At 73.2% G+C, this 10380-nt stretch carries 9 protein-coding genes; 5 read left to right on the plus strand and 4 right to left on the minus strand.

What is annotated here, in order from left to right; all coding sequences use genetic code 11:
* Position 1: 1 nt before the first annotated feature.
* On the minus strand, positions 2-1372 hold the full coding sequence (locus OP18_RS40600; RefSeq protein ID WP_033364520.1) for an extracellular solute-binding protein: 1371 nt from the start codon (positions 1370-1372) through the stop codon (positions 2-4).
* Positions 1373-1492: 120 nt separating this feature from the next.
* On the opposite strand from OP18_RS40600, the gene OP18_RS53785 reads away from it, so the two are divergent.
* The 3 genes from OP18_RS53785 to OP18_RS40615 all read left to right on the plus strand — a co-directional run bounded on the left by OP18_RS53785 (position 1493) and on the right by OP18_RS40615 (position 4707).
* Positions 1493-2665, plus strand: a complete 1173-nt coding sequence (locus OP18_RS53785) for a GGDEF domain-containing protein (protein WP_052388071.1) — start codon at positions 1493-1495, stop codon at positions 2663-2665.
* A 103-nt stretch (positions 2666-2768) separates the two neighbouring features.
* Positions 2769-3788, plus strand: coding sequence for a M4 family metallopeptidase (locus OP18_RS40610; protein ID WP_033364521.1), 1020 nt, complete (start codon positions 2769-2771; stop codon positions 3786-3788).
* A gap of 58 nt (positions 3789-3846) precedes the next feature.
* Complete coding sequence (locus OP18_RS40615) at positions 3847-4707, plus strand: LLM class F420-dependent oxidoreductase (protein WP_033364522.1); 861 nt, start codon at positions 3847-3849, stop codon at positions 4705-4707.
* 11 nt (positions 4708-4718) lie between these two features.
* Here the strand turns inward: OP18_RS40615 and OP18_RS40620 are convergent, their stop codons facing one another.
* Positions 4719-5453, minus strand: a complete 735-nt coding sequence (locus OP18_RS40620; RefSeq protein WP_033364523.1) for an aminoglycoside phosphotransferase family protein — start codon at positions 5451-5453, stop codon at positions 4719-4721.
* A gap of 129 nt (positions 5454-5582) precedes the next feature.
* On the opposite strand from OP18_RS40620, the gene OP18_RS40625 reads away from it, so the two are divergent.
* The gene (locus OP18_RS40625; protein WP_033364524.1) at positions 5583-6527 is read left to right on the plus strand and encodes an NAD-dependent epimerase/dehydratase family protein; all 945 of its coding nucleotides are present in this window, start codon (positions 5583-5585) and stop codon (positions 6525-6527) included.
* Here the strand turns inward: OP18_RS40625 and OP18_RS40630 are convergent.
* Entirely contained in the window at positions 6487-8328 is a 1842-nt protein-coding gene (locus tag OP18_RS40630; RefSeq protein ID WP_052388072.1) for a nucleoside-diphosphate sugar epimerase/dehydratase, read from the minus strand. The two genes, OP18_RS40625 and OP18_RS40630, sit on opposite strands and share 41 nt — an antisense overlap.
* A 158-nt stretch (positions 8329-8486) precedes the next feature.
* Here OP18_RS40630 and OP18_RS40635 point away from each other — a divergent pair, with 158 nt between their 5' ends.
* Positions 8487-9908, plus strand: a complete 1422-nt coding sequence (locus OP18_RS40635; RefSeq protein ID WP_063745726.1) for a tyrosine-protein kinase domain-containing protein — start codon at positions 8487-8489, stop codon at positions 9906-9908.
* Here OP18_RS40635 and OP18_RS40640 read toward each other — a convergent pair.
* On the minus strand, positions 9868-10377 hold the full coding sequence (locus tag OP18_RS40640) for an arsenate reductase/protein-tyrosine-phosphatase family protein (protein ID WP_033364525.1): 510 nt from the start codon (positions 10375-10377) through the stop codon (positions 9868-9870). The two genes, OP18_RS40635 and OP18_RS40640, sit on opposite strands and share 41 nt — an antisense overlap.
* Positions 10378-10380 lie beyond the last annotated feature (3 nt).

Raw genomic sequence — 10380 nt, forward strand, 5'->3', positions numbered from 1 at the left:
GTTACGGGGTGAGGCCGGTGTTCGTCGGATCCCGCAACGCCTCATCGATGTCATTGGTCGTCTTTGTCATGATCGCCTGGACCTGCTGGCGGGTCAGGGCGCCGGGCGCGCTCCACAGCTCCCGGAGGTCCTTGGCGATGATCGACTCGACGATGATCCAGGCGGAGACGGAGGGGTACATCTTGCCGTGCGGGATCATCTCCCGGAACGCGGCGTACTCCGGCTCGGTTGCCAGCTTCGTGCCCTCGATCGCCTCGGTGCGGGCCGGCCAGAGCCCGGAGTTGACGCTGTACCGCTGCTGGCTCGCCTTGCCCGTCAGGTACCGCACGAACTCGAACGCCGCGTCGGGGTGCCTGGCGTCCTTGAGGATGCCCAGGTTGGAGCCGCCGAGGAAGCCGAACCTGCCCGCCTTGCCGGCCGGCATCGGGGCCGTCGACCAGCCGGCCTTGAGCCCGGCCCGGCCGGTGTCGGACGCGAACTCCGCCACCGACTGCGAGTTGTCGATCGTGATCGCGCCGGTACCCTCCGCGAAGGCCCGCGGCACGTCGCTGGACGACAGCGCCATCGCCTTCGGGTCGTCGTACAGGCCGATGAGCCGCTGGTAGTAGGTGACCCCGTCGATCGCGGCCGGCTCGGCGAGCATCGACTTCGTGCCGTCGTCCTTGATCAGGTCACCGCCGGACGCCCAGATGAACGGGGCCACGTTGTGGATGATGCCGAAGTTGTTCTGCAGGCCGATGGCCAGCGGCGCGACGCCGGCGCCCGATGCCTTGATCTTCTGCAGCGTCGACTCGAACGAGTCCCAGGTCGCGAACGCCTCCTTCGGATCCAGCCCGACCGCGCGCAGCACGTCGGTGCGGTAGAACAGCGCCCGGATGTCGATCAGCCACGGCAGCGCGGTGATCTCCTCGGACGTGATCAGGTGGCTGGAGCTCCAGCTCGCCTTGGCGAACACGTCCTCGCCGCCGACCGCCGCGATCTCCTCGGCGCGGTACGGCCGCAGCGCGCCGATCGCGCTGAACCCCGCCACCCACGTGGTGCCCAGGACCGTCACGTCCGGCCCTTCGCCGCTGGTCGAGGCGGTGCTGAGCCGCGTCAGCGCCTCGTCCCACGGCACCCGCACCGGGTGCACCGTGATGTTCGGGTGCGCCTTGTGGAACTCCTCGGTCTCGGTGACGACCGCCTGGTCCTGCACCGGCCCGCCGTACGGCATGTACCAGAACTCGATCGTGACCGGCGGCCGGTCGGCGGCGTACCCCGGCCCACCGGCGGACTCACCGTCCTCCTTGGCGCACCCCGCGGCCGGCAGCAGCGACGCCGCGGCGGCGGCCGCGGTCATGAGAAGCCGGCGGCGGCTGAGGCTGCTCGCCACGGATACCCCCTGTGATGCTCGTCTCGTCCCACCAGCCAATCGACCCCGGCCCCGCGGGGCTGAGCGCAAATCCCGGCCCAAAACTTCGAAACTCCGCCCGCGTGTGCCGATAGCCAAGCCATGCGGAAGGTGGGGAAGCTCAAGTGGCGCTGGCCGCGGGTGCTGGCGCTCGCCGTCGTGCTGCTCGGCGGCGTGACCTTCGCCAACATGCACCTGCACGGCAAGAGCCAGGTCCACGAGGCGACCCGGTCGCGCCTGAGCGAGCTCAACATGCTGCTGCACGAGGAGAGCTCGCTGCAGTGGAAGACCCTCGCCGACCGCAACTCGCCCGTGAAGGTCGCCCGTGAGCTCGGCGAGACCCGCCGCCGCGAGCGCGAGCTGCTCGCCTCGCTGCGCGGCGACCTCGGCGCCGGCACCCTGGAGGGCCTCCGCGGCAGCGTCGAGGCGTACCACGCCGTGCTCGACGTCGAGCTGGGCCTGCTCGGCGTCGGCAAGGTCAGTGAGGCACGGGTGCTGGAGCAGCGGCAGACCGAGCCGCAGTTCGGCCGGCTCAACGCCCGGCTGCGCAGCCTCGAGGACCGCGCGGCCGACGCCGCCGAGCTGGCCAACAACGTGGCCGACCTGGCGCTCGGCGTCGCCATGACCATCGCCGTCGTCTCGATCGGCCGGCTGCTGTACCGCTTCGAACGCGAGCACCACGCCACCAACCGGGCCAACGAGGAGATGCTGCACCAGCAGCAGATCGCGCTGGACACGCTCGCCGAGCACGAGGCGCTGATCCGCCACCAGGCCTCCCACGACGCGCTGACCGGGCTGCCGAACCGGCGGATGCTCACCGAGCTGCTGGAGGGCACCGAGGAACGCGACCAGGCGCTGCTGCTGGTCGACCTGGACAACTTCAAGCCCGTCAACGACCAGCTCGGCCACGCCGCCGGCGACGACCTGCTCGTCGAGGTCTCCAGCCGCCTGCTGGCCGCCGTCCGCGCCGACGACACCGTCGTGCGGCTCGGCGGCGACGAGTTCGCGATCGTCGTCGACGGCGGCGACGCCGCCGTCGCGGTCCGGATCGCGGAGCGGGTCGTCGCCGCGGTCGCCGAGCCGTTCGAGATCGCCGGCACCGAGGTCCGCGTCGGGGCCAGCGTCGGCGTCGCGATCAGCGCCGGCGGCCGTGACGGCACCCAGCTCCTCCGCGACGCCGACATGGCCATGTACCAGGTGAAACAGGGCACCAAGGGCGGCTTCGCGGTGTACCGGGAGCCCGACGTCCGGCTGATCCACCAGGCCGTCAGGTAACACGCCGGCGGCCTGCCTCGCTTCTTCCGCACGAAGTTGCCTCCCATCCGGAGGTGACCGGAAGGTGCCTCCAACCGGGAGGCAACCGCAGGAAGGGGCGCGAATGCGGCGAATGCTCGCACTGACGATGGTGGTGACGGCGGCGGTGGCCGTCGGGGCGACCGGACCGGCGAACGCCGCACCGGCCGGCTCGGCGACGGCGACCGTGTTCTTCCCCAACCCGGTCCAGTCGCTCGGGCTGCAGCAGCTGGTCGACGGTAAGGACGCCGACAGCCCGGCGTTCGCGCCGGCCTACCGCCGGGTCACGCTCACCGACCTGGACGGCTCCGGCGGGCTGTCCGGCCGGTACGCGGTCGTGAAGAGCTCCACCGGCAAGGCCGCGCTCGCGGTCGACGGCGCGTTCCCCGCCTGGCATCGCGACGCCGACCAGTTCGAGCAGGTCATGGGGTACTACTGGGTGACAACCGCACAGTCGTACCTGCAGCATCTGGGCTTCGGCTCGGCGCTGCGGCCCGTCAACCAGCGCCGGATCGAGGTTCGGATCGACCAGTACGGCGGGGACAACTCGTTCTTCCGCGAGGACAAGGCCAACATCACCCTCGGCAAGGGTGGGGTCGACGACGCGGAGGACGCCGAGGTCGTCGTGCACGAGTACGGCCACTCGGTGCAGGACGGTCAGGTGCCGGGCTTCGGCACGACGCTAGAGTCGGGCGCGATCGGTGAGGCGTTCGGCGACTACCTCGCCGTGGCGGTCACCAGTTGGGCCACCGGCGTGCCGACCCTCACTCCCGAGGCGTGCGTCGCGGACTGGGACTCTGTCTCCTACACCAGCACCGTGCCGCACTGCCTTCGCCGGCTCGACGGCGTCAAGCACTACCCGGAGGACGTCGTCGGCGAGGTCCACGCCGACGGCGAGATCTGGTCCCGCGCCCTGTGGGACATCCGGGCGGCGCTCGGCGACACCCGAGCCAGCACCCTGATCGTGGAGGCGCAGTTCGCCTTCGCGGTCGACACCACGTTCGCGGCGGCGGCCCAGGCCACCGTGGACGCGGCGCAACGCCTCTACGGCGCCTCGGCCGCCCAGGCCACCCGCAACGCGTTCGCCGCGCGGGGGCTGCTGTAGGGGATCGCGTGCCCCGGATCGCCGTGTCACTACGGCGGTCCGGGGCAATGATGGGCTCATGAAGCTTGGTCTGCACTACTGGAACTTCTCGACGCCCGCCGATCCCGCGGCGATCGCGCCGACGCTCAAGGAGACCGCGCTCATCGCCGAGCAGGCGGGCGTGGCGTCCTTCACGGTCATGGACCACTACTTCCAGATGGAGGCCATGGCCCCGGCCGACGAGCCGATGCTGGAGGGCTACACCACGCTGGGCTACCTCGCCGCGGCCACCGAGCGCATGACGCTGGGCCTGCTGGTGACCGGGGTGATGTACCGCCACCCGGGCCTGCTCGCCAAGATCGTCACCACCCTGGACGTGCTGTCGGGCGGGCGCGCCCGGCTCGGCATCGGCGCCTCCTGGTACGAGCGGGAGCAGCGGGGCCTCGGCGTCCCCGTGGTGCCGGTGGCGGAGCGCTTCGAGCGGCTCGAGGAGACCCTGCAGATCTGCCTGCAGATGTGGAGCGACGACAACGGCCCTTACCAGGGCACCCACTACCAGCTGGCGGAGACGCTCAACTCGCCGCCGCCGCTCGGCCGCCCCCGCCCGATGATCATGATCGGTGGTGGCGGCGAGAAGAAGACGCTGCGCCTGGTCGCGAAGTACGCCGACGCCTGCAACATCTTCGGCACCGGCCCCGACGAGGTCGCCGCCAAGCTCGACGTGCTGCGCGGCCACTGCGCCGCCGAGGGCCGCGACTACGCCACGATCGTCAAGACGGCCCTGGTCACCCGCCCCCCGCTGGAGGACCCCGACGCCTGGCTGCGCGAGGTCGAGGCGTACGGCCGGCTCGGCGTCACCGAGGTCATGACGATGCCCGACCGCCACCCGGTCGAGTTCGCCACGGCCCTCGCCGAGCGGATCGTGCCCCGGATGCCCTGAGGCGTGGCGCGTCAGCCGCTGAGCAGCGCCATGTCCTTCAGGTAGTGGTCGAGGTCGCCGCGGGCGATGTGGGCGGCGAACGCCTCGTCGCCGGCGGCGGCCGCGGCGCGCATGTGGTCGGTCAGGTCGCGCAGCCGCGGCACCACCGCGGCGCGGGCGGCCCGGCGCAGCGGCTCGTCGGCGCCGTACGCGTCGAAGAACATGGCGAGCCGCTCGCCGGCGCGCGGCCCGGCGGCCGAGCCCAGTGGCACGAACCGGTAGATCGCGTACGCGAGGTCCCAGGCGCGCGGGCCGGGCGCGGCCACGTCGAAGTCGATCAGGCCGACGACCCGCTCGCCGTCGTAGACGCAGTTGTAGGGCGCGACGTCGTTGTGGCAGATCACCTCGACCGGCTCCACCGCGGGCTTCTGCCAGCCGTCGCGCCAGCTGGCAGCGACGTCGGTGGTCGCGTCGTGGTACGCCCGCAGCAGTCGCCCGGCGCTGACCAGCGCGGCGTCCCCGGCCACCGCCGGGGTCCACGGGTCGTGGCCGACCTCGCCGGGCAGGAACTCGAAGACGTCGCGCCCCAGCGCGTCGGTGCCGAACGAGCGCGGCGCGCCGGTGAACCCGCGCGTCTGCAGGTGCTCGAACAGCTGATGGATGCGCGGGCTCCAGGCGCCCGCCGGGCGCCGGACCGTCGCGCCGACCCGCACGACGCGGTTGACGCCGCCGCCGGCCAGCTCCTCCTCGACGTCCTGATCCGTCATAGGACCAACCTCTCACGGATCTTCCCGATTCGCAGGACTCGATGTTGTCCGAAAGGACCGGTTGATCCGGAAAAGCGGCGACCTCGTGCGTGGCGTCACCTGCGCCGCCCGGTGCCGTTGCACCGGTCGATGAGAGTTCTGGTCACCGGCGGCGCGGGGTTCATCGGGGGAAACCTGTGCCGGGAGCTGGTCAGCCACCCTGCCGTGACCGAGGTCGTCGCGTTCGACGACCTCAGCACCGGCAGCGAGAGCAACCTCGACGGCGTCGGCGCGACGCTGGTCTGCGGCAGCATCCTGGACCGGCCCGCGATCGACGACGCGGTCGGCGGCGCCGACGTCGTGATCCACCTGGCCGCCCGGCCGTCGGTGCCGCGGTCCGTGGCCGACCCGATGCGCAGCCACCTGGTCAACGCCACCGGCACGATGCACGTGCTGGAGGCGTGCCGGCGCGACGGCACGCCGGTCATCGTGGCGTCCTCGTCGTCGGTGTACGGGCCGACGAAGGTCCTGCCCAAGCACGAGGAGCTGCCGACGCTGCCGCAGAGCCCGTACGCCGCCAGCAAGCTCGCCGCCGAGTCCGCGGTCCTGGCCTACGGCGCCACCTACGGGCTGCCGGTGCTCGCGTTGCGGTTCTTCAACGTGTACGGGCCGCTGCAATCCACCGGGCACGCGTACGCCGCGGTGATCCCCAGGTTCGCCGACGCGGCGCTGCGCGGGCAGCCGCTGCACGTGCAGGGCGACGGGCGGCAGACCAGGGACTTCACCTTCGTCGGCTCGGTCGCCCGGCTGCTCACCGACGCCGCCGTGCGCCGGGTCGTCAGCCCGGCGCCGGTCAACCTGGCGTTCGGCACGCGCACCTCGCTGCTGGAGCTGATCGACATGATCCGCGGGCTGGTGGGGCGGCCGATCGAGGTGGTCTTCGACCCGGCCCGCCCCGGCGACGTGCGTGACTCCCAGGCCGAGCCGGCCCGGCTGCGCGAGCTGTTCCCCGGCCACGCCCCAATCCCGCTGGCCGACGGGCTCGCCGAGACGGTCAGCTGGTACGAGCGGCGGATAGCGTCGGCAGCGCGGTAGCCGCGTCCGGCACCTGGTCCGGCACCTGCGGCAGGTGCGGCACCACGCACAGGTCGGCGAGCTGCCCGACCAGCGCGCCCGGCGCCGAGCGCACGTCCAGCGCGAGGGCGAGCGCCGGGTCCAGCGGCGGCACCGACACGTGCGAGATCAGCGGGTGCAGCGGCCGCAGGTCGGTCTCGCCGTCGCCGAAGAGCTCCTCGTGCAGCTTCTCGCCCGGGCGCAGCCCGGTGTAGACGAAGTCGACCGGCCGCTCGGCCTGCGCGGCGAGCTGGTGCGCCAGCTCGTCGATGCGCACCGGGCTGCCCATGTCCAGCACCAGCGCCTCGCCGCCGGCGCCGAGCGCCGCGGCCTGGATGACCAGCTGCACCGCCTCCTGGACGGTCATCATGAAGCGGGTCACCTCCGGGTCGGTGACGGTGACCGGCCCGCCGGCCGCGATCTGCGCCTGGAAGGCCGTCACCACCGAGCCGCGGCTGCCCAGCACGTTGCCGAAGCGCACGTTGAGGTACGTGCCGGCGGCGACGGTGGACCGGTGCGCGGTGAGCCGCTCGGTGATCCGCTTGGAGTAGCCGAGCACGCTGACCGGGTTCGCGGCCTTGTCGGTGGAGATGTTCACGAACCGCTCGACGCCCACCGCCGCGGCCGCCGACAGCACGTTGAGCGTGCCCAGCACGTTGGTCTGCACCGCCTCGGCCGGGTGCCGCTCCAGCAGCGTCAGGTGCTTGAGCGCGGCGGCGTGGAACACCACCTCCGGCCGGCGCTCGGCGAAGATCGCCGCGATCGACGCGGCGTCGCGCAGGTCGGCGAGGATCAGCTCCGGGCTGTCCAGCAGCGCCCGGCCGTGGATCGACAGCTGCACCGCGTGCAGCGCCGACTCGTCGCGGTCGAGCATCATCAGCTCGGCCGGGGCGAAGCGGTGCAGCTGGCGGCACAGCTCGGAGCCGATCGAGCCGCCGGCGCCGGTGACCAGCACCCGGCGGCCGGTCAGGTAGTCGCCGATCGCTTCGAGGTCGGTGTCGATCTGGCGGCGGCCGAGCAGGTCGGACAGGCGCACGTCGCGCACCTGCGCCACCCCGACGGGTCCGCCGCCGTCGAGGGTCTCGTTGATCGACGGCAGGACCTTGAGCTCCCGGCCGGTGGCGGTGACCATCGCGCGGACGTCGCGCAGCAGCGCGCCGTCGCCGGCCCGGATCGCGAAGATGACGACCTGGGCGCCGGTGCGCTCGATCGCGGCGATCAGGCAGGCTCGCCCGCCGAGCACGGCGACGCCCTCGACGCGCAGGTTGCGCTTGGCCGGGTCGTCGTCGATCAGGCCGACCGGCCGGTACCGGCAGTGCGGGTCGTGCGCCATCGAGCGCAGCAGCCGGTGCCCGGCGGCGCCGGCGCCGAAGACCAGCGCCGGCACGGCCGGCCCGGTCGCCGGGGCGACCCGGCGCCGGCGCTCGCGCCGCAGCCGGCCGGTGGCCCGGCCGGTGACCATCGCGAGCAGGGCGGTCATCGCGCCGGGCACCGCGACCGCGGCCTGCGCCCCGCCGAGCGCCCACAGCAGCCCGCCCGTCACGGCGACGGTGAGCGCGAGCGCCCGCAGCTCCGGCAGCGTGCCGCGGCCGTAGCGGCGCCGGTACAGGTGCACCGGCCAGGCCGTCACCGTGTGCAGCGCGGCGGCCAGCACGACCGCGACGCCGGTGGCGAACAGCGACGGCGGCGCGGGTGCGACGGTGACCGCGAGCGCGAGCCCACCGGCCCAGGCGCAGAGGTCGGCGGGCCAGTCTGCGGGCCCTGAAGGCCTGTGCTCATCCATCGGTTCCCCCGGAGCTCCTTCGGATAGCGACCATTCTTCACGATTTGGGGAGTGACATCCGGATAAAAAGTGGATCGGGGAAATTAGACGGTTTCACCTCTTTCGTCGCGGCAACCTGTCACTCTTCGTAAAGAAGCGAGCACGGGAGGTCATGGCGTATGGAGCTGCGCGACTATGTCAGCGCGGTCCGGAAACGCTGGTGGCTGGTGGCCACGACCGCCTGCCTGGCCCTGGTCGCCGCGGTCGTCGTCACCGCGCGCACGGCACCGACGTACGCCGCCTCGGTGACGTTCTTCGTCAGCACGCCCAGCAGCGGCGTGACCGACGCGTACCAGGGCGGCCTGTTCTCCCAGCAGCGCGCCCGGTCCTACGTCAACCTGGTGCGCAGCGACCGTCTGGCGCGGGCCGTGGCGTCCGACCCGGCGGTCGGCCTCGACGCCGACGGCGTCCAGCAGCGCATCAGCGCCCGGACCGTGCCCGATACCGTGCTGCTGGACATCACCGTGCTGGACACCAGCAGCGACCGGGCCCTGCGCATCGCCCAGGCCGTCGCGCTGCGGTTCGCCGCGCTCGTCGCGGTGCTGGAGACCCCGCCGGGCGCGGACAACCCGACCGTCCGCGTCGACGTCGTCACCGGGCCCCGCGTCGGGACCGAGCCGGTCTCCCCACAGCCCGCCCGCAACTTCGCGGTCGCCCTGCTCATGGGGTTGCTCGTCGGCGCGGCCGGCGCGGTCCTGCGGGAGATCCTGGACAGCAGCGTGCGCACCGCGGCCGCCCTGCGCCAGGCCGCCGGCAAGGCCGTCCTGGCCACCGTGCCGATGGATCCCCGGGCCCGGCAGGAGCCGCTGCTGGTCGAGGACGCCGCCTGGTCACCGCGCGGCGAGGCGATGCGCCACCTGCGCACCAACCTGCAGTTCGTCGACCCGGACCGGCGGGCCCGCTGCATCGTCGTCACCAGCGCGCTGCCCGACGAGGGCAAGTCGACGATCGCCTGCAACCTCGCGATCGTCCTCGCCGAGAACGGGCACCGGGTCCTGCTCGTCGACGCCGACGTGCGCCGCCCGAAGCTCGCCGAGTACCTCGACCTCGAGGGCGCCGTCGGCCTCACCAACGTGCTCGTCGGCCAGGTCGACCTGGACACCGCCGCGCAGCCGTGGGGCGACCGCGACCTGTGGGTCCTCGCCAGCGGCTCGATCCCACCCAACCCCAGCGAGCTGCTCGGCTCCCAGCAGATGGCCAGCCTGCTGGCCGCCGCCGGCGAGGACTTCGACTACGTCGTGGTGGACACCTCGCCGCTGCTCGTCGTCACCGACGCGGCGGTCGTGGCCAGCCGTGCCGACGGCGCCGTGCTGGTCACCCGCGCCGGCAGGACCACCGTCGCCCAGGTGCGCTCCGCCGTCCTGGCGATCGAGGCGGTCTCCGCCCGGCTCTTCGGCGCGGTGCTCAACGGCGCCAAGGCCGGCGGCGACGACGCCTACACGTACGCCTACTACGGCACCCGGCCCGGCGCGCCCCTGCTCACCGCGCGGCCCGCACCGCTCAGCCGGGATCTCGACGCGGCCGGTCGGCCAGGAGGGTGAGGATGCGCGCAATGGTCGCGGCGCAGTCCCGGTACCCGTCGATCGGGCCGCCGTACGGGTCGGGCAGGTCGTCGTCGAGCGGCGACCCCGGCTGCAGCCGCCCCCGCGCCCGGGCCACGTCCCGCAGCGCGGTCGGACCCGGCGGCGACGCCTCCAGGTACCGGCCGAACTGCCGCAGCGTGAACGTCCGCGCCGCCACCGCCGGGGCGAGGGTCACGCAGTGCGCCCGCTCCGCCCGCGTCGCGGTCAGCACCAGGTCGGCGCCGGCGAGCAGGCCGCCGTCGACGCGCCGGCTGGCGAAGCCCTCCGGGTCCGCGCCGAGCTCGCGCAGCACCGCCTTCGCCTCCGGCGGCATGTCCAGCCCCGGCACCGCGTGGGTGCCCGCGCTCGTGGCGGCCAGGCCGCCGGCGCGGGCCAGCCGCTCCGCCATGGCCGACCGGCACAGGTTGGCCCGACAGACGAACAGCATGGA

It is taken from the genome of Dactylosporangium aurantiacum, from assembly GCF_000716715.1.
In the GTDB taxonomy this organism is placed as follows: domain Bacteria; phylum Actinomycetota; class Actinomycetes; order Mycobacteriales; family Micromonosporaceae; genus Dactylosporangium; species Dactylosporangium aurantiacum.

What these genes read in the sequence shown, in the direction of transcription:
- OP18_RS53785 (WP_052388071.1), top strand. Translation starts at nt 1,493, where the DNA reads ATGCGGAAGGTGGGGAAGCTCAAGTGGCGCTGGCCGCGGGTGCTGGCG.
- OP18_RS40610 (WP_033364521.1), top strand. Translation starts at nt 2,769, where the DNA reads ATGCGGCGAATGCTCGCACTGACGATGGTGGTGACGGCGGCGGTGGCC.
- OP18_RS40615 (WP_033364522.1), top strand. Translation starts at nt 3,847, where the DNA reads ATGAAGCTTGGTCTGCACTACTGGAACTTCTCGACGCCCGCCGATCCC.
- OP18_RS40620 (WP_033364523.1), bottom strand. Translation starts at nt 5,453, where the DNA reads ATGACGGATCAGGACGTCGAGGAGGAGCTGGCCGGCGGCGGCGTCAAC.
- OP18_RS40625 (WP_033364524.1), top strand. Translation starts at nt 5,583, where the DNA reads ATGAGAGTTCTGGTCACCGGCGGCGCGGGGTTCATCGGGGGAAACCTG.
- OP18_RS40630 (WP_052388072.1), bottom strand. Translation starts at nt 8,328, where the DNA reads ATGGATGAGCACAGGCCTTCAGGGCCCGCAGACTGGCCCGCCGACCTC.
- OP18_RS40635 (WP_063745726.1), top strand. Translation starts at nt 8,487, where the DNA reads ATGGAGCTGCGCGACTATGTCAGCGCGGTCCGGAAACGCTGGTGGCTG.
- OP18_RS40640 (WP_033364525.1), bottom strand. Translation starts at nt 10,377, where the DNA reads ATGCTGTTCGTCTGTCGGGCCAACCTGTGCCGGTCGGCCATGGCGGAG.